At 50.0% G+C, this 19,631-nt stretch carries 20 protein-coding genes, 1 tRNA gene and 2 pseudogenes; 9 read left to right on the top strand and 14 right to left on the bottom strand.

Going from position 1 to position 19,631, the window contains the following annotated elements:
* Positions 1-80: 80 nt before the first annotated feature.
* Positions 81-1,535, bottom strand: coding sequence for an outer membrane protein assembly factor BamB family protein (locus ACN2TU_RS21780; RefSeq protein ID WP_435158389.1), 1,455 nt, complete (start codon positions 1,533-1,535; stop codon positions 81-83).
* 220 nt (positions 1,536-1,755) lie between these two features.
* On the opposite strand from ACN2TU_RS21780, the gene ACN2TU_RS21775 reads away from it, so the two are divergent.
* A complete protein-coding gene (locus ACN2TU_RS21775) occupies positions 1,756-2,385 on the top strand; it encodes an aromatic amino acid lyase (RefSeq protein WP_435158437.1) in 630 nt (209 codons plus the stop codon).
* A gap of 798 nt (positions 2,386-3,183) precedes the next feature.
* Here the strand turns inward: ACN2TU_RS21775 and ACN2TU_RS21770 are convergent.
* Complete coding sequence (locus ACN2TU_RS21770) at positions 3,184-3,363, bottom strand: hypothetical protein (RefSeq protein ID WP_435158388.1); 180 nt, start codon at positions 3,361-3,363, stop codon at positions 3,184-3,186.
* Between the two features lie 218 nt (positions 3,364-3,581).
* Here ACN2TU_RS21770 and ACN2TU_RS21765 point away from each other — a divergent pair.
* Together ACN2TU_RS21765 and ACN2TU_RS21760 are read left to right on the top strand one after the other, a co-directional pair.
* Positions 3,582-3,655: transfer RNA gene (locus ACN2TU_RS21765), tRNA-Thr, on the top strand.
* A 903-nt stretch (positions 3,656-4,558) separates the two neighbouring features.
* The gene (locus ACN2TU_RS21760) at positions 4,559-5,677 is read left to right on the top strand and encodes a mechanosensitive ion channel family protein (RefSeq protein WP_435158387.1); all 1,119 of its coding nucleotides are present in this window, start codon (positions 4,559-4,561) and stop codon (positions 5,675-5,677) included.
* 214 nt (positions 5,678-5,891) lie between these two features.
* Here ACN2TU_RS21760 and ACN2TU_RS21755 read toward each other — a convergent pair whose 3' ends face one another.
* Both ACN2TU_RS21755 and ACN2TU_RS21750 read right to left on the bottom strand, forming a co-directional pair.
* On the bottom strand, positions 5,892-6,032 hold the full coding sequence (locus tag ACN2TU_RS21755; protein WP_435158386.1) for a hypothetical protein: 141 nt from the start codon (positions 6,030-6,032) through the stop codon (positions 5,892-5,894).
* A gap of 219 nt (positions 6,033-6,251) precedes the next feature.
* Positions 6,252-6,419 (bottom strand): hypothetical protein, encoded by a 168-nt coding sequence (locus ACN2TU_RS21750; protein ID WP_435158385.1) that lies wholly within the window; start codon positions 6,417-6,419, stop codon positions 6,252-6,254.
* A 225-nt stretch (positions 6,420-6,644) separates the two neighbouring features.
* Here ACN2TU_RS21750 and ACN2TU_RS21745 point away from each other — a divergent pair, with 225 nt between their 5' ends.
* On the top strand, positions 6,645-7,727 hold the full coding sequence (locus tag ACN2TU_RS21745) for a S8 family peptidase (protein WP_435158384.1): 1,083 nt from the start codon (positions 6,645-6,647) through the stop codon (positions 7,725-7,727).
* A gap of 95 nt (positions 7,728-7,822) precedes the next feature.
* On the opposite strand, the gene ACN2TU_RS21740 is transcribed toward ACN2TU_RS21745, so the two are convergent.
* Entirely contained in the window at positions 7,823-8,515 is a 693-nt protein-coding gene (locus ACN2TU_RS21740) for a hypothetical protein (RefSeq protein WP_435158383.1), read from the bottom strand.
* A gap of 100 nt (positions 8,516-8,615) precedes the next feature.
* On the opposite strand from ACN2TU_RS21740, the pseudogene ACN2TU_RS21735 reads away from it, so the two are divergent.
* A pseudogene (locus ACN2TU_RS21735) lies at positions 8,616-8,732 on the top strand (type II toxin-antitoxin system death-on-curing family toxin); the annotation flags it as partial.
* 1,235 nt (positions 8,733-9,967) lie between these two features.
* Positions 9,968-10,389, top strand: a pseudogene (locus ACN2TU_RS21730) (GtrA family protein).
* 152 nt (positions 10,390-10,541) lie between these two features.
* Here ACN2TU_RS21730 and ACN2TU_RS21725 read toward each other — a convergent pair.
* Together ACN2TU_RS21725 and ACN2TU_RS21720 are read right to left on the bottom strand one after the other, a co-directional pair.
* Complete coding sequence (locus ACN2TU_RS21725; RefSeq protein WP_435158382.1) at positions 10,542-12,110, bottom strand: glycosyltransferase; 1,569 nt, start codon at positions 12,108-12,110, stop codon at positions 10,542-10,544.
* Between the two features lie 314 nt (positions 12,111-12,424).
* Positions 12,425-12,664: a hypothetical protein gene (locus ACN2TU_RS21720; protein ID WP_435158381.1), complete on the bottom strand. Its 240-nt coding sequence runs from the start codon at positions 12,662-12,664 to the stop codon at positions 12,425-12,427.
* On the opposite strand from ACN2TU_RS21720, the gene ACN2TU_RS21715 reads away from it, so the two are divergent.
* Positions 12,630-13,085 carry a type II toxin-antitoxin system VapC family toxin gene (locus tag ACN2TU_RS21715; RefSeq protein WP_435158380.1) on the top strand — a complete coding sequence of 152 codons (456 nt, stop codon included), beginning with the start codon at positions 12,630-12,632 and terminating at the stop codon, positions 13,083-13,085. The two genes, ACN2TU_RS21720 and ACN2TU_RS21715, sit on opposite strands and share 35 nt — an antisense overlap.
* A gap of 25 nt (positions 13,086-13,110) precedes the next feature.
* Here the strand turns inward: ACN2TU_RS21715 and ACN2TU_RS21710 are convergent, their stop codons facing one another.
* The 7 genes from ACN2TU_RS21710 to ACN2TU_RS21680 all read right to left on the bottom strand — a co-directional run bounded on the left by ACN2TU_RS21710 (position 13,111) and on the right by ACN2TU_RS21680 (position 17,911).
* Entirely contained in the window at positions 13,111-13,641 is a 531-nt protein-coding gene (locus ACN2TU_RS21710; RefSeq protein WP_435158379.1) for a PIN domain-containing protein, read from the bottom strand.
* On the bottom strand, positions 13,641-14,207 hold the full coding sequence (locus ACN2TU_RS21705) for a DUF7437 domain-containing protein (protein ID WP_435158377.1): 567 nt from the start codon (positions 14,205-14,207) through the stop codon (positions 13,641-13,643). Before ACN2TU_RS21705 ends, ACN2TU_RS21710 begins: the two co-directional genes overlap by 1 nt.
* Before the next feature lie 469 nt (positions 14,208-14,676).
* Entirely contained in the window at positions 14,677-15,201 is a 525-nt protein-coding gene (locus ACN2TU_RS21700) for a hypothetical protein (protein WP_435158376.1), read from the bottom strand.
* 188 nt (positions 15,202-15,389) lie between these two features.
* Positions 15,390-15,788 carry an FxLYD domain-containing protein gene (locus ACN2TU_RS21695; RefSeq protein ID WP_435158375.1) on the bottom strand — a complete coding sequence of 133 codons (399 nt, stop codon included), beginning with the start codon at positions 15,786-15,788 and terminating at the stop codon, positions 15,390-15,392.
* A gap of 95 nt (positions 15,789-15,883) precedes the next feature.
* Positions 15,884-16,345, bottom strand: a complete 462-nt coding sequence (locus ACN2TU_RS21690) for a hypothetical protein (protein ID WP_435158374.1) — start codon at positions 16,343-16,345, stop codon at positions 15,884-15,886.
* A 781-nt stretch (positions 16,346-17,126) separates the two neighbouring features.
* Complete coding sequence (locus ACN2TU_RS21685) at positions 17,127-17,531, bottom strand: PD-(D/E)XK nuclease family protein (RefSeq protein WP_435158372.1); 405 nt, start codon at positions 17,529-17,531, stop codon at positions 17,127-17,129.
* 8 nt (positions 17,532-17,539) lie between these two features.
* Entirely contained in the window at positions 17,540-17,911 is a 372-nt protein-coding gene (locus ACN2TU_RS21680) for a hypothetical protein (RefSeq protein ID WP_435158370.1), read from the bottom strand.
* Between the two features lie 249 nt (positions 17,912-18,160).
* On the opposite strand from ACN2TU_RS21680, the gene ACN2TU_RS21675 reads away from it, so the two are divergent.
* Together ACN2TU_RS21675 and ACN2TU_RS21670 are read left to right on the top strand one after the other, a co-directional pair.
* Positions 18,161-19,057 (top strand): prephenate dehydratase, encoded by an 897-nt coding sequence (locus ACN2TU_RS21675; protein WP_435158369.1) that lies wholly within the window; start codon positions 18,161-18,163, stop codon positions 19,055-19,057.
* A gap of 60 nt (positions 19,058-19,117) precedes the next feature.
* Complete coding sequence (locus ACN2TU_RS21670) at positions 19,118-19,525, top strand: hypothetical protein (RefSeq protein WP_435158367.1); 408 nt, start codon at positions 19,118-19,120, stop codon at positions 19,523-19,525.
* Positions 19,526-19,631: the final 106 nt, after the last annotated feature.

The following is a 19,631-nucleotide window of genomic DNA, read 5'->3' as shown; positions in this document are numbered from 1 at the left end:
ATCGTCTCACACTCACGATAGTCACGTCGACGTTCTCCCGGTGCTTACGCACTCACAATATTGATTGTGATCAAATTTGGCTAGCACCCGTTCGATGCTTGTACGGTTCGTGTTTTGCCGTCATCCGCGACCTGGTGCTCACAGGAGGGTTGACAGTCTGTCGATTCAACCACTCCAAGCCATCCCTCTATAATATCACTGGCTCCACTAACTGCGAAGTAGAGTTTCCCATTTGCAATCGATGGTGATAGACCTGGAGCACGCGCATCTACAGCGTAACTCCAGCGTTCTGCGCCAGTTGCTGTCTCAAGGGCATAAATTACATTTCGTGGCGGGTGATGTCCCGACGGTGGTGCCCCTGGACAATTATAATACCGAGCAGCGACGTAAACGGTATTCCCTGCGACCGTTGGTGCAGCATCTACATGTGCAGGTGTTTCAAATCGCCAGCGCTCGACACCATTCTCACGGTCGAGGGCATAGACCGTTCCTGCTGCATCTATTGGATGATCCGCATAATCAAGGAGTGCGCTGAATGATGAACGTGTGCTAACATAGACATGAGAGTCGTCAACAGCAGGAGCACTTACGTAAGGCCGATTCCCTTCACCACGAGCACGAACAGTCCTTTCCCACTGCTTGCTTCCATCTGTGGTTGAATACGCATAGACGGACAGTGGTCGGCCGGGAAACAGCCCATTCTCATAACTCCGATTTCCATCGGCGTCATCGCTCGTAAGATAGAGTGTGTTTGGAGTCACGGCAGCGTCCATCCAACTCTCTGGCGCAGGAACCCGCCACCGTTGTGTTCCATCTGCTGCGTTTCGAGCAATGAGATGGGTCACAGGATCTTCACCGAGTGTTTCTGGGAATTGAGTAAACACAATCCCATCGACGAGCCCGAGTAACTGTTCATTTTGTTCCCCTTTCCAGATCGTTTGTCCCGTTGAGGCATCAAGCGCGTGAGAACCAAGATAGACTCGGTCATCAACGACATCTAGCGTCGGAGGACGGATGATATTGTCCCGAAACCATTCGATCCTTCCGCTCTGCGCATCTAGCGCATAGACCCCTCCAAGGTGATAATCTACTTCTGGGTCTTGAGATCCAACGAAAAAGAGGCGTCCCTCACTAGCTACGGGGGCATGCCGTGGTCTACCAATTAGATGACCGGTTTTTGGGTTTCGCCTACGAACCCATCTACGGTCGCCTGTTTCTTCGTCATAAGCGATAATTTTCCCTGAATCCAAGACGTAATCAGTCTGTTCTCCAACATATACTGTGCCATCATGGATGGTAGGACTCCCAGAGAGTTCGTCAAATCCGTGATCAATGGACCATCGTGTAGTTACATAGGGACCTGTTGGACCGTTTGTCGATACTGTCTGAGTTGTTCCTGTATTTCCACGAGCATTGTTCCGTGAGACTGTGTTTCGGTTCGTTTTGTCCGTTGCCAATACTGGTGCTGTGTCCTTTACTCCAACACTAAGTGCGGTTGTTCCGCCAACTACCTGGAGGAATGTACGTCGATTCATGCAGCCAAGTAGCCAGTAATTGAACCACTAAATAAGCATTTTGACTAATAATATGTATTTGAATACTGAGTACAAGTACGAGCAGAAGTATGTTAAACTGAAGAACATCGATTATCCTGTTCTCTAATACTATAGTAGGCCATTGAAATTCAATTCAGCGGCAGTTTTGTGTTGCACCTCTCGACTTCCGCAGCAGCATTGACACCGTCTGTAATCAGGAATCCTTCCACCGGAACATTCATATCATCGAGATAGTGCCCTCCCCTCTGAGCATACTCTATGTATTCTAAGAGCTCGTTCAACCCTCTCCCAAACATCTGCTCACTCTCAGTATGATACACTTGCAAATGTCATCACGAAGCTCGGATCAATTAGCGAGAGTCGAACGCGACAATTGCTTGATGGGGAGGAGAGTAGTGATGTCGCGGCATTCTTGACGGCACGCCCTGGTGCAGAGTCTGGGATGATGATTGCACAGTACACGGCCGCTGGCCTACTCGCTGAATCGATTGCGGATAGCTCCATAAGTGCCCATTCGATTACTGTCTTGGCTGGACAGGAGGATATCCATAGTATGGGGACGATAGCGACACGGGCACTTCGGCAACAGATCGAGAAATCACGGTATATCCTCGCGATTGAATTACTCTGTGCAATTCGGTGGTATCAGCTGGCATCTGATAGGTCGCCTAGTGATCCGCTGATGAACGTGATTGATTGTATCGAGGAGTCTGTTAATTTCCCACAGGAAGATACACAGTTGAGCGATACGATCGCTGCGACCGCTAAATTGATCGCGGAAGGCAGTCTCGAAGAGGCAGTAGCCCAAACAGATGTTCGCTTAGAGTAGTGAGGCTGAGTTTCCCGCGGTGACCGCTCGGTGGGTCGCAGATACGGTCGAGGTGGAACGGCGACCAATCCATCAGCGGCTCGAGGAGCTTCATGAACGCGGTGAGTTGGAACTGGGGAAATTGAGTCCGCGGGTGGCTATCTGGTGGACTCCAGAGGACCAGTAAGCCCTCGAACGCAATATCATGCAGAACAAATTGAATCATTAGTCGTGCCTACCTCGAAGGCAGTCAGTACACCGATCAGTTGAAAGAGAAACCTTACCTGGGATGGCTATACACAAGAGAATAAACGAAGACTCGAATCGGGATTGCAGTAATAAATGTTGCAATAGCGACGGCGGTGTTCACAAGGGAACCAGCCGGAGCAATGCCTGTCCCAAAAGACAGACGGTGAGAATCACACCAAAATCGAAGTTTGTCACTCTCCCAAGCGTTTCGAACGAAATCACTTGTATGCGAGACATAAACCAGATTAGTACCAAGTGCGATTCCAATGCCAATCGAGACGATGGCCAGCGTGGGTGTGAGCGATCTTGTATAGTGAAAGGAGACCAAGAAGGGGGCGATGCTGAAAACGAGAATCGCAAGGACAAACCATCCAATCTCGTAAAGCATTTCATTGAATGACTCTGGGTCATTCCAGTCATCTGGGACAACCGACATTTTTGCTCGAAATTTCTGTCTGCTAGATATTAGATGTATACGATGTCGTTTCTCACTTTGTCCTCAGACAGTGGTTCGCACGAAGCAGATTCTGTGAGCGTTCGTGGAGCGGCAGACTTAGGCAAAAAGCTCGATTACGCATTCTGCTTCTCGGAGTTTCCGGTCAGCGTGAGATATGAAAAGAGGAGTCCGAACCCAGCAGGAACGATAATTCCAAGCAACAAGCCACCCAGTCCTCTCCCAGCGTCCATGAATCCAATGTGATAGAGGCGGGTCGCCATGTAACCACTGAGAAGTAAAAAAACAGTTGCCATGAGACCAGAAACGGCTCGGACTGCTGGAGGGAGATGGGTTATATGTAGATTTTCTAAATAGTTGCTGGTAAGCCTTCTCACTGGGTTAGTCGGGAGAGTCAATCACTGAGAGCAGATATTTCGAGTCGACTGTTCTCCCGATCGGTGTTTTCTATTATTGTACCCTCTACAAACTCGAAAGGAGAAGATTTTTGTTGGGAGTCTTGTGATATCGAGGTGCCTTGGTAGCTCAGGCTGGCAGAGCAACTCCTTTGTAAGGAGTCGGTCGAGAGTTCAAATCTCTCCCGAGGCTCTCCAACGAGTTCGGGACAACGATAGTACAAGAGGAGTTCACGGAGGGTGTCTGAAGTTAGTATGTAGTACTAACCAAGTCCCATCTGGATCCGAAGCAAACGCGATAGAAATGACTCACACGTCACGGGCTCAAGCGCCGAGGCTCTCATCTTGACTGTCTGTAGATTTCCCACCATGCACACCGTATTCCGCACTCGTCTTCCTGGTCTCGGTGACCACGCTAGAGTTCACAGTAAGGAGCCGGTAGTCGTATCGAGACCGGTGGTTAGCTGTTGATAAGTCTGAAGCCCCGTCTGAAAGCGCTGAATAATTTTTGACTGATGTTCCGGACATGCGATGGGTATAATTGCCCCGTCTTGGACTGGGAGTAGGGATTGGGCCATAGAATACGACGCAAAGCGACAGCCAGGACAGGAGATACCGCCAGCGGGCTGGTGATGGAGAAGTGCTGCTGTGTCGTTAGAGGTGAGTCCACAAATGGAAGTGAACTGTTCGAGATGGTCATCACAACTAAGAAGAGGGATTCGAAGGTTATCCAAAAGGAGAAATGACACGGCCTGCTGGCTATCAGGGTCGAGAGCAGACTGACACGCATCACAATCAATCGCCGGGAGATCGTCGGTGATCTCCGACTGTGATTGCTGAAAATCTGCGGGTGACATTATGTAAGGTAGCAGGCTCCAAGATGCATAAGTAATTGGGATCATTGCAGCAGTCATCTGCTCATCATCGGATTGAGGATATCTTAATTGTAGATGAAATATAACTTCGGTACATTCTTGTGACGGCACTGTGTTCGAATGTGACGCATGGCACGCATCGTACAAAAACCACACCACCAGACCTGGATATCCCGCTTTGATAGCACGTCCCAATACCAGTTCACGAGAGGGCGATGTCGATGATTCTCGTATCGCTCCTCCAGTGGGTTGTTAATCAATTTCCGGGTACCGAGGGCAAGTATTTCCTCTCACTCATTGTTGGTATCGGGTTCATCCTCTGTGAGTGGGTCCTTTGGAGACTCTCACGGGTTGCAAAACGTGACTATCCATTTCGTTTAGTAAATGTTGGTCTACTCATCGCGAGTCTGATTCTCATTGGGGTGAGTAGTAGTCTTTACGTCGTAATCTGGGAACAAACAAACCAAGCGAGAGAGAGTGTAAAAGCACTCGGCGCGGTCAGAAGGACCGGATTTCAGATCGCGCTAACACTCGGCGTGTGTGCAGCAGCGTACGTGAGCGCTGGTATGGTTGATCGAGTTGTTGACCGGCTCTTACAACAAACTGAGGAGATCACGCGCCACCAGGGAAAGGTTGTTTCCCGATTGTCTATTATTGGTGTATATGTCGTTGGTCTTCTTGCTCTATTGAGTGTCTGGAAGATAAACCTTCAAGGGCTATTTGTGGGTGCTGGACTGCTTGGTGCCGCGATCGGATTAGCAGCGAATGAAACGCTTGGGTCGTTGCTTGCTGGCTTTCAACTCATGTTTTCTCGGCCGTTCGAGATTGGCGATTGGGTACAAATTGATGAGCATGAAGGAATCGTGACTGACATCACGATTTTCACGACTCGTATCGAGACGTTCGAAGGGAAATACATCATGCTCCCAAACGACGTCGTTAGTAGTAGTACAATCATCAATATCGGACGAAAGGGACGACTACGTCTCGGTGTTGAGGTAGGAGTAGACTATGAAGCCGACCCCGATCATGCGATGGCTATTGCAAAGGAAGCTATGAAAGGTGTCGATGATATCCTAACGGTGCCCAGTCCAGACGTGGTATTGAAACAGCTGGGTGATTCTGCAGTACTTCTCGAACTACGGTTCTGGATCGAGAAGCCAAGTAGCCGACGGAAATGGCGTGCAGTGACAGCTGTTGTTCGAGCAGTGAAACTTGCCTACGATCGTGAAGGGATTAAAATTCCATATCCACAGCAGGAAGTGTCTGCCCGAAAGGAGGCCGGTGGATTTCGAGTGGCTGATAGCCAATCAACGGTTACAATCCCCGATCAAGATTGAAATATCAAATGCAATAGAGAAGTGTTAGCTCATCCTCGGGTCTATTGAAAGGGTGCCACTTCCCAAGTAAAAGAACGGTATATGTTTTGGGAGTCCTATCAGTCACTCTGTTTTCACTCACCGTGAGCGTTCGCTAGTCGGTGATATCCGAGAATGTTACTTGCCGTGCCATGGATAAAAAGGGCTGAAGCGGTGGTTCGTTCGGCAGTTACTTTCACCCTGTCCTCACGCACGGCCAGCACGGGAAGCCGTCGAGGCCGTCACAGTCGCAGTCTTCGGGTTCGGTCTCGTCTTCGACCTCAGACGGGAACACCTCGAGCGTTCCGTCGTCGGTCGCGGTTTCAACGGCGGCCATGTGCTTGCAGAAGGCATTGCGGTGGACGTGATGCGAGCAGGTAACGCCATCGCGTCACCCGTCACAACATCAATGAAGACTGTGTACTGGTGGTCTTCGGGCTTGTGGTGGCCCTCACTGGCGACGTCGATAAGCCTGGCAGTATCAAGGTCGAAGGCAAACTGTTCGACCTGTGGGCGTTTTGGTGCCATTTCGGCAGTTCCTGGGTTTGCGGTCAGATCAGTCTCCATACGGGCCTTTGTCGCCGCCAAAGCCCGTTTCCATCATATCACATTCGCCATTTGCATTGATGAGGAGTCTTCCCTGATATCCGCAGGTGCCGTTACTATTGTACTTACACCGCGTGCATCGACATTCCAGCGATTTCGCCGAGTCTCGTTGTGCCATGTAGACTGTTACCAGTTCAATTCGTATGACTTTGTCCTTCCTCCGTGGCTGAGAGAAATACGGTCGGTTGCAGTCATGCAAGAGCGAGCGTGCATCTGTCTACTCCGATCAAACATTCTACTGTTACATGCAGCGATTTTATCAATTATTAACACATCCATTAATTTCACACCGTGGGAAATCTATTTTAGACGGCAGAACCAATTAACGTGGTGGAGAGAGAAGATGCCAGAGAAAATCATATTCTACACAGATGAACCAAAAACAGTCGAAGCGAACTGCGAGATCATCGAAACGTACGATTTTGGGAGAAATAGTGCGTCAGCAGCATATGTCAAATATGATGAACAGAACGAAGCAGAATTACATGCCGAAAAGCAGATCGTCGGCATTGAAGACAATATTAGCGCATCACTTCGATACGAACCGGATTTCATCAGTGAAGAGCCGACGGACGTAGCGACGATCGAAGACGTACGCAGGCTCCACAATATCTCAGAATCAGCAGCTCCTGGTGAACAACAGACTGTCGTAGTCATGGATTCAGGGATAGATACGAGTCATCCGGTGTTCGAAGGTACTGCGGTGACGCAAGTCGATGTTACTGAAACAGGAGGAAGTGATGATGCAGTTGGTCATGGGACAGCGGTTGCTGGGCAAGTAATTCGCCTTGCACCTGCGTCGGATCTCATTTCGCTCCGAATATTTGGGAGTGAAGGGAAAACGAAGATGAACATTATTCTTCGAGCATATGAGTGGCTCCATAAGAACCATGATCGATACAATGTCGTTAATATGTCGTGGGGCGCTCAAAAACAGTCGGAGAAACTCGATCAGATTCATTCGAAACTCATAGAAAAAGGAGTCCGGGATGTTGTTGCTGCAGGGAATTCGGGGGCAAAGAGTGGCAGCCCAGCAACGGCGAAAGGGGCATTTAGTATCGGTGCATGTACGAAGGACGGGAAAATGGCTGAATTTTCCTCCTACAATCCAAATGGTGATAACCCTGATGTCTCAGCAATCGGGAAAGATAATCGTCTCGCGCAAGCCAATGAAACAAACATGGGGAAACAACTAGATGGACAGTGGGTAAAAGCTTCTGGAACGTCGTTTGCCGCACCTGAGGTCGCCGGAATGGTCGCGAAGTACATAGACACAAAAGACGACTGGTCTCCCGATGGTGTCCTTGAATCATTCGAATCAGGGGCTCGAGACATTGAAGGCCAGCCAAAGGATGGTGCTGGAATTGTCGACTATCAAGCGACGGTCGACGAAACCATACCAGACCCATCCACTGATGTATATTAAATAACATATAGAGGATATCGACCCTACTAGTTTTTGACCAGTTTGAATCATGAAAACCGTTGTAGAGATCCGAACCAGTTGCTCTCAACCAGGTATTATTGGGTCGTTTGTGGACGGCTGATACTGTCGGTGTCTGCGGTATCTGCGAGATCAGAGAGGTGATCTAAGATAGTAGTTCCAAGCCGGATGATTTCGCGAGCGTCTCTTCGTGAGATTTCATCGCCATAGAGTGCCTCATTTCGAAGGTTTCGTATCTGATGAACACTATCAAGCAGTTCTAGCGAGATATCAGTATTTGCTTGTAATCTCCGATTGATTTCCCGATAGTGTATAACGTCCTGGTGCTGCTCCTCTTGCACTAGAGCTTTGAGTGCCTTCTCTATTTCAATCCAAAGCGTTACAACCGCTACTTTGGGGTCGTCATCGATGTATGCGAGCAGTTGTTGTCTAATCTGTTCCTGTCGTTCGATAGGTTGTGAATTGGTAGCGGAAATAGGATTGCGTTCGGCCGAAAGAGATGCAACTCGTTTTCGGGTTTCTTCGATTTGCCGATCGAGTTCTGCTTCGAAGGGGCCCCATTTGACACGCTGAATGTATTGAACATACGGCAGAAGAAGGAGAATACCGATGAGTGCAACGTGGGTAAAGGTAAGAACGATAGCGTGAGGGAACAGAATATCGGCGGTAATGAGGAGGAAAACGAGAACAAAGACGAGGGGTGCAGAATAGTGGCGAATCGCTCCTTCCAAACTTTTGAAATTTCGAGTTATCCTTTTTGATTTTCTCATAGAGTACAATACTACTGTATTGCTATTTACTTTTATGAAATAAGGAAACTATCATATCCTATTTGATCGCGGTTACTACGGGTTATTGCTTGAAACGATGATACGTCTCTTGGTCGCAAATCACCCATACGTGGATGGGAACAAGCGAACTGCCCTCAACACGGTGGAACTGTTCTATCTCCTAAATGGCTATCACTTTGCGTACGAAGATGGGGTCTGAGTGACCGGGCCACAGCCCTACCACGGACGGTAAACCGAGAGGTTCCTCCGGTATGCTGCCGGTTCCTGTGAGAGTGCGAGTTGAAACCTCGAAGGCCGCTGGCCGATATCCCATGGTGGGATGCCACGTCGTTTACTGCGTGGAGGAGGTCATTGCCAAACTACATATGAAACGCTGCGTAAAAAGGGAATCGAATTTTCCTCGGAGCCGACAGAACAGCCCTATGGCATCGAAGCCATCGCAACTGACCTCTATGGGAATGGGTTAGTCCTTGTCGAACACACCTCAGAAGCAGAGGCCAGATAACAAGGTTATTTTCGGGTACAGACCATTGAGTGACCGATACGCTTCATTCTCCACTACCCTACTCTCGTTTGACTGCATGGCAGGATGTGAGCCATCGGGTACAAAAGGACTATTTGTTGGAAAACTTGATTAACTCTGGATTCACTTCATACTATATGGGGAAATTAGTAGCAATGACAATTGACAATAAAGAAATTGAATGTCACAACATTAGAGAAGGAGACAACGGTCTACAACTTCGCAATGAGGAAAATGATATTATCGGATATATCCCTTATGGGCGTCTTCATTACGTAGAATCCACGTAAGCAAAGACGAATGAAATCAGTCCTTGTGTGAACTCCAGTTGACAAATTCAGCACATCTTCCACTGCTGTCTCTGTCATTCTCTTGTATTTTCGGAAGACGGAGGATTTAGTAGTCGACAATTTAAATTAGCACTATTCAGTAGACCAATGGTGACCGAGAGTAGTGCAATTTTCCTTGGCTATGCACTCCTCATCGGTTTTGGTATGGAGGTATCCGCTGGATCGCTGCTCGTATCTATCACAACCCAGAGGGCAATTCCCGAGATATCTATCAATTGCGTCGTCTTCGTCGCCGTGGCTATTTTACTGGTGGTGCTGCGATCGTTCTTCTTACTACGCTTCTTGATATCTGGTCTTTGATCGAACAAATTCTGTACGGGGAGGAATGGGAACACCAACTCTCCCTGTCCTTCTCGTACTCACGATTGGTGGTCTGCTTGCAGGCCCTTGCGCACCCCTCATTCTCGCGGTTCGGCTGACCACACTTCCGTATCGACGGCAGGTACGCGGGCTAGATCTATTCTATCGTGAAATCAGCCAGTGGGTGCTCACACGAGGCTTGAGTGGAGTATCGATGCTCTTTGCGATCATCAGTATTATCTGGCTGGTTCCGTCGGGATACTCCAGGAGTACTTTCGCGGCCCCTGGGACGGACCCATTGCACCACGGTTCCGACGGTTCGTTGCGTCGGAACCGTGGCCGCTGGAGTACAACTAGTGCTGCCATGGACGTTCGTCGACAAGGCCGGTCTAAACTACCTGTTCGGTGCATTCGTTGCCATCGAAATCACGATTTCTTTTCAGAATGTTCTCAATAACGCATGGACGTTCCATTTATCTCGGAACGATAGTCGCCGCGATTTTCTTACCGGGCTCTTCAAAACAGACGTGGTTCGTGGAACTGCCATACCGATCCAACTCGGCATTCTTTTCGTCCTCATTAACCTGGGTGATATGCTGTATCTGCTCGCCAACGCGATTGTAATAGCGAGCAGCGGGATTTATCGGTACGTCCTCGACTCGCGCTGGACGTGGGGATAAACAGAGACATCGGCGCTGCCATTTCCTCACGTAAAAGATCGCACCAGAAGTGGAATGTGTCCCCCTCAATACTCGAATCTAACGATACCATTGAGGATTTTCAGCACCTAGTTCAAACGTGGAAGATTCAACCCCCCACGAAAACAGAGTGGTCATGACTGAACGAGCGTGCTAATCGTATCGAGCCAACGGGTCACCTGCTCAAAGATGAGATAATTGTCGGCGACCCGCCGTTGGGCGTTGTGTGACCACGTATCCCACCGCTCTGCATCCGCGAACACCGCGTCGAGCGTTTTTGCGACCGAGGTGGGGTCGGCTGCATCAGGAACGAGCAGACCATCCTCACCGTCGCGGATCTGTACGCCGATACCGCCGGTATCCGAACCCATCAAAACAGCCCGTTTCCACATCGCTTCGGTGACCGTAAGGCCGAACCCTTCGCGGATCGAATTTTGAGCGACGACCGTCGCACAGCGTTGGAGTGCATTGATGACGAGCGCGCTTTCGTGTTGATCCGGTGGCATCACGATGACGGCGACATCTTCCTGAATCGCGGGATCCAGCGAGTGCCACGCGTCCTCGATCGCTTCGAGTGCTTCCTGTCCCTCCGGATCGTCAGCGACTGACGACGGATCGGGACCAACGAGGACGAGTTTGGCGTGGTCGATCCGCCGCTGATGGGCATCGGTACGAACTGACTCACGCATGTCGGCGTCGCCATTGGTGGTTATCTGTTCCCCGCCGTTCGGTGCTTGTCCTGCCGCCTGTTCCGAGGGAATTTCAGAATCACCAGTGGCAACAGGAGCAAATTCCCCGATGTCCCGCTTGAGCTGGACGAATCCACGCAGTAGCGGTATGAATCCCTTGAGACTATCCCACCGGGAAATTTGACAAACGATGGGGCGAAAGAGCAATCCAAGGTCGTCCGGCTCGGTCGCTGGTGCAAAGGTTCCATCGGCCTGCAGTCGTCGTGCTGGCATGTCAAACGATTCCGTCGGATGGTTCGTGGTTATGAGTTCGGCACGCGTGAGGATGTCCGCAACTTCCTGTGTTTTGAGGCGGCGATTTTTCGCGCTGAATGGGTCGATTGCCGGTGGAATAATGTTCGAATCGTCCCGGAATAGTTGCGGAACGTAGGTAGGTAACGTGAAGACGGTTCGGTCGTAATCTTGTATCCACGGCTGCAAGAATTTCCACGCTGCCTGTGATTTTTCGGACTGTTGTTCGGATCCGATGTGACAACGCCAAATGGAAGGAATTCCAAGTTCCTCAACAACCATCGCACCCGCTGCAAGTGGCTGTGGATCGTGCACAACGAGGATGTCTTCGTTGGAGAGTCGCCCTGATAGTTCATCGGCCACCGAGCGACTCGCTTGCTCGTATAGTATCCGTTCTTGATCGACGATATCGGGGTCGCCCACACCGTGGAGGAGGTTGTGAATGTCTTTCGTGAATTCGAAGAACGCAGGCTCATCAACGTCGATGACTGCCCATTTTGCCTCGATGCCGAGTGTACGGAGGAGTCCGATAAGTTTCGGCATCATTTCGGCGACACCACCGCCGCTTGCTGTCGAGTTTACCATCCAGACCGTACGGTCGTCGAGTGCCTCGACAATCTTCGCCACACCGCTTTGCATCTCCTGAACTGACTCGCGGAGGACGAGGTCGGAGGCGTATTCGGAGAGAGTATGTTCCATCTCGGTGTCAATTATTCGAATCATTGGATCCTCTGTGACACCATGGTAATTGACAGCACACGATAAACGAATTTTGTAAGAAAAATAGAACAAATCGCACCACCCGAAGTGTTGCGAGCAAGTCGATATGAACCCGAAATGGGCATCGGCGTATACAGCGTGGGCTACGACAATCGCGAGGCGATGGTTCGGATCCCGTCATCACAGTGGACGGAATCAGTCGAGACGACACGGATCGAACTCAAAGCTGATTTGCATCGTCCGTCACGTCGTCGATGGAGACAGTGAGTGACCCGGTCGTCACGGCAAAGTAACTGAGTGAGCGACTAGATTGCTCGTCAGAAGCAGCCCGCCAGAAACTCGTTCAACTCCACGAGCAAGGACTGATCGAACGCCGGAAGGTCGGTGCAGGGGAAGTCATTTGGTGGATCGGTGAGGATGCAGCAGAACCGAGCGGTATCAACGCAGACGATCCGTTTTGGTCGCTGAAACCAGCTGCTGGAGAGCCAGTCGAGGAAGACGAGATCGACGATATCCTCTACGATGGCGATAAGTGAACAGCCACAGCCGCTGTTCATCGATACAGGGGCATTCTTTGCGTGGGTGAACACCCGTGCTGGGCGGCACGAGACTGCGCAGTCTGTGTTCGATGCGCTTCGCCGTGAAGCGATTCCGTATCAACCGTTGTTTACGAGTCGATACGTACTCTCGGAGTTAGCCACGCTCACCAGTCGGAAAATTAACCACAAGACAGCGGTCGATGCCCTCCAAACAATCCGGTGTTCGGGGAGTTTCAATATTCTTCCCGTTGGAGAGGGAGTGTTTGCCGCAGCGTGTGATAAGTTCGAGCGCTATGACGACCAACAGATTTCGTTTGTCGATCACATGAGTGCGGTACTGGCCCGTGAATACGAGATTGAGTATATCTTTACCTTCGGTCGAGATTTCATGACGCTCGGGCTGACTCGTGTGCCTGCGGATAGTCACTTTTCAGAGTGAAGGGGAAGATAATCGCATAGCACCGCTATCGGTCAGTAAGATCTCTCAACAGCACTCGGCCCTCAACAACTGATATCCGGTCTTCAACACCAACGGCTACTAAGGCATCTCGAATAGCCTGTTCTGCAATCCTATCACTCACGAGTACCTCAACGTGAGTTTGACCTTCGGCGACGTATTGATAAGCCAATCCAGCGAGGATAGTATCCGCTTTCTCGATCTCGTCCTCCGTAACATCATCTGCAGAGAGGCTCAACATCCGCTTTCGCGTTTTATCGACGACTTCCGGAACACGAGGAGTTGAAAAATCAATTCGGCCTGGTTCCAACCATCCTGAATCTTGGGCTGCTCGCAATCGATCGCGCTGATACGCATATGCATCGGGACTCTCACCCAACTCCACAGCAACTTGTTCGGGGACTGTGACGGTGAGGTTCCGCTGCCGAGCGAATCGCTCGAACGCTTGATATTTCTCGTTCGACGGTCCACCCATTGCGAACAGGACGCTACTGTCGATAATAGCCGTGCTATCGCTCGGGATCTCCGCCCCTACCATTATTCAGCCTGCTCCAGATAGGGATCGTAGTCAGCCGCCTCTTCGATGACGTCCTGTAACGCAGTGAAAACGGTCATTCCCTCGACGGGGTGAACACCGAGTTTGGATGCCCCAGTCCGTTGTGTGAGTTCGCCATGCATGACCCGGAGCGTATAGTGGAGCGCCGCGGCCAGTTTGGCAATTCCCTGTCGGTCGACGAAGACACGAATGTCCTCCGAATCGTGTTGGCGGCCTATTGCGTCGATGAGGGTTGGTGTTGCAGTCACATCTCCATGCTCGGTCTCAATCTGGAGACGAATCGGTTCGACGGTGACCATTGCTGGGGTCTCGTCGTCGTGGCGGGACAGCACACCCATCTCCTCGAGTTGCCCGATGTATTTGTAGGTCGTCGAATGAGCCATGTCGAGATCCGTTTTGATCGTCTCGATTGCGACTGGCCCGTTTTGGAGAATGTAGATGTAGAGGCGGGCCAGTTGTGGGGTGTTCAGGAGTTCAGCGTACGTAAGGAGGTCATTGAATGTTTCCTCGTGGTTGGTGGTTGTCGAGATTCGGTCGTCCGTCGACATCACAATACATGTTCTATGGATAGTGTATTAACTCTTCTCCTGCGGTGTGGACGGCATCGAAAGCAGTCCGTGAAATTCCGTTCTGCTATTTGGCTATTCCCACGGCACACGGTGTTTGATTCCCAATATATCTATAAAGACGAGCACAATCCCTACCGCATCAAGTAGGCGCGAGGCACACTTTCAGGACTCTCATGGGTACTGCTGTCGAACCTCTGGCCGTAGCCGGTAACGTTTCTGACGTGGAGCTACATTGAATATCAATTCGAATCGACCCATAGCTCCGTTCAGTATGATCGCCCATTGCCGCCGAATGGTATGTATATGTATTCAGTATACAAATACAGTATTCAGATCCATTCTCCAACGATAGATCTATTACCGGGTTCCGATGTCTACACCTCATGAAATAAAGGTTGAGGGGTTATATGAAGACGGGAAGGTAGAACTCGGATACGATCCAGCCCGGTTAGTTTCGGTACTGCATCATCACGTCACAATCACCACCCGTGACAGAAAAGCAAATCAGTTTACCCGTGAACGGAACTGCTACGCTTTCTCCGGCGTTGATTATGAACGTTAATCCATCGTGGGCTTCGCCCTGGTAGAACACCTCCTCGGTCACCTGAATCGTCACCTCGACCTGTTCGGTTGCCGTGCGGGCATCGCAGATGATCTTGCTTTCGGGTTCCGGTTGAGTTGTGGTTTGCTGGTCTGCTGGTTCGTCACAGTTGGTATTCGTCCCGCTCGATGGCGGAGTTCCTCGTTCGAATGAAATAGTTGCAACTGACCCATTGACGTATACTTTGCCAGTACCGTTTTTCTTCCCCATTCCGGAGAGATTACCGTACGTCAATTCGCCAGTGATGGCATACACATCAGCACCGCCGTTTGTTCCACTATGCACAAGACAGCCTTTGATATCATCTTCTCCGTCAACAGTAACGGCTTTGGCAGGGACGTTGTCGAACGGGTCTTGGCTAAGTTTTCGCACACTACCTGTGACTGAAAACTGGTAGTACATCGGTTGACCATAGGGTGACATCACTGTGATAACCGATTCCCCCGATTGTACTCCACGGGCGGTATTCCCGAACAGACCATTCCATTGTTGTTTCAAACCACCGAGCGCCATCATTCCTCCCATCGCTTTCATTGACGCTCGTCGATCGTGGTTCATTGTCAAAACATTTCTGTCGCTAATCTGTAGCTGTTGACTGCCTTGCCGTTTCCATTCAGGTAATCGATTTGGAATCCATCCGTTTGCCCCGGTGCTAATTTGATATTGTCTATTCCATCGGACGATAACACCCGGCCGTGTTTATAGTAAAATGTAGCCGTGATGAAGATATCCGCCGGGAATCCACCATTCCAGTTCAATTCACCCGTGATAGCCCACTCAGTCATCCCGAATGACTGGCTAATCACACCCCACCGATCACCAACAATAGTGGTATTGGGTGCAGTGTTGTGGCGTCTGTTTCGTTTCTTGCCGTGCTTGTGCTTACAGGCGGTAGCGGTACCCGTTGTACCGATTGCAACTGTAGCCCCCACCGCTTTTAAGAACTGCCTTCGCTTCATTTTCTATCTCCACCCCCGCCTAAACCCGTTACGGGGGGTACTGAATTTGAAATGCCGATTAGGTTCGTTGCACTGAGACCCCACCGGTTCGAATACTAATTCTTGATACATCTCCATTTGTCGGCACCGTGATTGAAGTTGGTTCGACATAGACGGCCACCCCACCATAGCCGGGCACCGGCACGTTCGCCCCCCCCACTTCCAGCAACGGTGACCGTCGTATCACCTTCAACAACGGCAACATCCCCATCAACTCCCGATTGGGGAATGACCGGCGCAACTGGGACATCCCCTAGTTCGGGGGTTGCAAGCGCACCTAACCAAATCCCCCCCATAAAGAGGAGGAATAATACCCCGATTGCAAGTATCGCTACGAGCAGGAAGCCAAGCAGTGACAGTACAATGCCAATCACTGCTTTCAATCCTCCGCGTCGCTTTTCGTAGGGTCGGTTTCGTTCGTAGAATTCGCGTTCCTGTTCCACTCCCGCATCAAATCCCCGATCGAACTCCGACTGGGAATCTTCCGCTGGTGGGTTTTCCTTTCGTTTGTTTGCCATTGTCATCACCTGATTGTACTCCTTCGGTTAGAGACATCGAACTAGATCTCGCATTCTTTCTCGCTAAATGGAGTACGAACGTCCGTGAGACTACACAGACCACATGGGTACACGCCAGGATTATCCTTAGATCCCGGCTTGTGGTTGCCGCCCGCCTGTCATCGTCAGTGACCACATTGTGGTGTGACTCCTACGGGGATGGTTCCACCCTCAAATCGTTCATCGGCACACTCCCTTTACGAGAATGCCCGCCTCCGAATTTATTTGCCATTTGTGGGAGCAATAGAAGACTATGTCCTCGTTTCTCCTCAATCACATGTACGATTACAACCATAATAAAGATTTGTAGTTCATAGTGAAATCCTGAATAAGAAGAAAAGTAGATATCGTAGCAAAACGTACTATGAGATAGGTGAACGCATGTCCAGAGGAACCGTAAATGAGAACTTCGAACCGACCGGTGATGGGGAGATGGTATTGGATGCCTTCAAAAAAGGCCGAGACAGTAACCAGCCATGGGGACGCCATACTCCGGTATCGATTCACGAAGAAACAGGGATCGCGAAGGGGAACGTTGAGTTCTATTTACGGGAGTTGACTAATGCAGGCTGGATTCGTCGGTATACCCGAGGTCTGTATGAATTCGTCCAGGATCCTCGTGAATGACGTGTTTTAAAGGAGAATTCATCCTATTTATTTGGACAAGATATCTTGTAAACTGATCGTATTTTGAGTTTGTATATAATACTCCGTTTACCCATATAGAATATCTGGGGAATAGTTAATCAAGTACAGAGGCTGATTCGGTAGTAGATTCCTCTATAAGTTTAGCAAGCCCACCGAGTTCACTCTTTGAGAGGGGCTCAATATTAACATGCTTCCCATCCGTCGTGTAGAAAATGCTCGCTGTGACGGGTCGCTCTGGGAAGCACTCTGTGAGTACGTGATAGTAGATGCTCAACTGCTTCCAATATTCTGACTCGGCAATTCGACTCCGATCTGTTTTGAAGTCGATGATATCCACAGTCTCGGGTCGAAGATGGACGAGGTCAATGATCCCATAAATGGTAATTCGTTCGCTATCAACCGTCAACGGTAGATAGGCATCTTGTTCAACTCGCAGGTCACCATCTAATGAGTCGATGAAACGCTTGATGTAACGCTCATCGTCGTTTGCTGGTTCCACGGCGTCCCCTAATACATACTGCTCGGCGAATTGGTGCGTCCGCGTTCCAAATTCGTAAGCATTCGCTGGTCGGTGATCTCCGAAAACGTCACTTGGCGTGCCATGGATAAAAAGGGCTGAAGCGGTGGTTCGTTCGGCAGTTCCGTCCGTCCGGTTCTTACGCATGGCCAGCACGGGAAGTCATCGAGGCCGTCACAGTCACAGTCACAGTCTTCGGGTTCTGCATCGTCTTCGCTGTCCTCCGAGGAGAACGCCTCGAGCGTTCCGTCGTCGGTTGTGTTTTCGACGGCGGCCATGTGCTTGCAGAAGGCATTGCGGTGGACGTGATGCGGACAGGTGCAGGCCATCAGGTTCTCGGTTATGTTGTCGATGGGGACCACGTATTGGTGGTCTGCGGGGATCTCGTGGCTTTCACTGGTGACGTCGATGAGTCCGAGGGCATCGACGTCGAAAGTAAATTGTTCGGCCTATGCACGGTTCTGTGCCGTCTCGTCAGCTTCCCTCTATGCTAATCGGGGTCGTCGGAATTTCATCTCGATACAATTCGAGACGTTTACAGAGGGCACTGGCCAATTCCATATTTTCTATCAGAGAATAGGTTTAAGTTTCTGTTTCGAACAATAACATCTATGGAGTTCATTGACAGACGTGAATTCTTAACACGTACTGGTGCAGCAGTTGCAATTGGCGCCGTCGCATCTCAACAGGGAATCGCCGAAAGTGCGGAAACACCCACAGAACAGGCCGTTGGCACTCTTGGCCCAGCAGGAAGTTACTCCCATCGTGCAGCTCTCCAAGTTAATGATCAGGTCAAATTCTACGAGACCATGTTTGCCGCTGCAGATGCGGTAAGCTCGGGCGAAGTGCAAGCAGCTATTCTTCCGATTGAGAACTCAATCCAGGGTGCAGTTATCGATACACTGGATATTCTCGAAGAACGTGATCTGTATATTACCGCAGAGGTGAACGTTGAAATCTGGCATGCGTTGATGGCCCAATCACCCGATTTCACGAAAGTGGCAAGTCACCCGCAAGCACTTGCACAAAGTAGTGACTATCTTTCCAGAGAGTATCCGAATGCTGAGTTCCATGAGGTCGATAGCACCTCCGCAGGCGTTGAGTTGGCTACGACGGACGGTTCAGTTGCTGCGGTAGCCCATCCTGATCTCGCAGAGAAAAATGATCTTGAGTTGCTTGCAACAGATATTCAAAACGTATCGAATAACGTAACTCGATTTGTCCGCCTCGAGACTGAACCTGCGACTGAGGGTACAAAATCAACGCTGCTTCTGTATCCTGGTCTAGAGCCTCCTGCCTTGTCCAGCGATGTGTTGCACGTTTTGGGAGATGCGGATGTCGACTTTACACGCTTCGAGGCACGTCCTTCGACGAAAGCACTCGGTGATTATGTCTTTCATGCAGATTTTGAAGGCAGTGATCCAGAAGCTGTGATAGATACAATAGAACCGGCGTTTGACTGGGTGCAGTATCTTGGCACCTATAATTTGATTATGGATTGCCGCTAACCCTCTGCCGGCTACCAGCATTTTGCTCAGGTTGGTTTTGACAATAGACTGTAGGCTACGATGACAGATGAGAGAGAGCGCGATACTAGTGGTCAATTTGCAGAGGAAACGACTGACGACGATATTCTCCGAGTGATTCGTGAGTCAGAGTATCCGGCTGTGACCGCTCAGTGGGTCGCTGATACGCTTGGTCTTGAGTTTCTAAACGTGAAGACGTTCGAGTTAGCTGATGAAATTAAGAAGATTGAATTACCGACTAATGAGTCAGCACTACCAGACATTATAGATAAACTGCAGTTGATTCAAGATGAGCTAGAAAGTGCCGGTGAGGAAATGAGGGCTCTTCAGGAGGAATTAGATAATCTCGTTCTCGATATCTACGACTTTGATGGTGAAGCTCGTGAATTGATTCAAGAACGAACGGAGTCACCACCTAACCCGCTGGATACTCGCGTTGTGATTGATTAGCAATTCGTGCGAACATAAAATTCAGAATTCAATTTGCAGCATGTGCTTTTGATGAATTTGACTCCTTGCTTCGTCAACACCACTTTGTCCCACACCCCACTAGTTT

The organism is Haladaptatus marinus, from assembly GCF_051194195.1.
The sequence above is the reverse complement of the archived record's forward strand: the minus strand, read 5'-3'. Positions and strand labels throughout refer to the sequence as shown.

What these genes read in the sequence shown, in the direction of transcription:
- ACN2TU_RS21690 (WP_435158374.1), bottom strand. Translation starts at nt 16,345, where the DNA reads ATGGCAAACAAACGAAAGGAAAACCCACCAGCGGAAGATTCCCAGTCG.
- ACN2TU_RS21670 (WP_435158367.1), top strand. Translation starts at nt 19,118, where the DNA reads ATGACAGATGAGAGAGAGCGCGATACTAGTGGTCAATTTGCAGAGGAA.
- ACN2TU_RS21780 (WP_435158389.1), bottom strand. Translation starts at nt 1,535, where the DNA reads ATGAATCGACGTACATTCCTCCAGGTAGTTGGCGGAACAACCGCACTT.
- ACN2TU_RS21710 (WP_435158379.1), bottom strand. Translation starts at nt 13,641, where the DNA reads ATGGTAGGGGCGGAGATCCCGAGCGATAGCACGGCTATTATCGACAGT.
- ACN2TU_RS21725 (WP_435158382.1), bottom strand. Translation starts at nt 12,110, where the DNA reads ATGATTCGAATAATTGACACCGAGATGGAACATACTCTCTCCGAATAC.
- ACN2TU_RS21720 (WP_435158381.1), bottom strand. Translation starts at nt 12,664, where the DNA reads ATGAACAGCGGCTGTGGCTGTTCACTTATCGCCATCGTAGAGGATATC.
- ACN2TU_RS21770 (WP_435158388.1), bottom strand. Translation starts at nt 3,363, where the DNA reads ATGGCAACTGTTTTTTTACTTCTCAGTGGTTACATGGCGACCCGCCTC.
- ACN2TU_RS21675 (WP_435158369.1), top strand. Translation starts at nt 18,161, where the DNA reads ATGGAGTTCATTGACAGACGTGAATTCTTAACACGTACTGGTGCAGCA.
- ACN2TU_RS21760 (WP_435158387.1), top strand. Translation starts at nt 4,559, where the DNA reads ATGATTCTCGTATCGCTCCTCCAGTGGGTTGTTAATCAATTTCCGGGT.
- ACN2TU_RS21695 (WP_435158375.1), bottom strand. Translation starts at nt 15,788, where the DNA reads ATGAAGCGAAGGCAGTTCTTAAAAGCGGTGGGGGCTACAGTTGCAATC.
- ACN2TU_RS21740 (WP_435158383.1), bottom strand. Translation starts at nt 8,515, where the DNA reads ATGAGAAAATCAAAAAGGATAACTCGAAATTTCAAAAGTTTGGAAGGA.
- ACN2TU_RS21705 (WP_435158377.1), bottom strand. Translation starts at nt 14,207, where the DNA reads ATGTCGACGGACGACCGAATCTCGACAACCACCAACCACGAGGAAACA.
- ACN2TU_RS21755 (WP_435158386.1), bottom strand. Translation starts at nt 6,032, where the DNA reads ATGGCCGCCGTTGAAACCGCGACCGACGACGGAACGCTCGAGGTGTTC.
- ACN2TU_RS21715 (WP_435158380.1), top strand. Translation starts at nt 12,630, where the DNA reads ATGGCGATAAGTGAACAGCCACAGCCGCTGTTCATCGATACAGGGGCA.
- ACN2TU_RS21750 (WP_435158385.1), bottom strand. Translation starts at nt 6,419, where the DNA reads ATGGCACAACGAGACTCGGCGAAATCGCTGGAATGTCGATGCACGCGG.
- ACN2TU_RS21745 (WP_435158384.1), top strand. Translation starts at nt 6,645, where the DNA reads ATGCCAGAGAAAATCATATTCTACACAGATGAACCAAAAACAGTCGAA.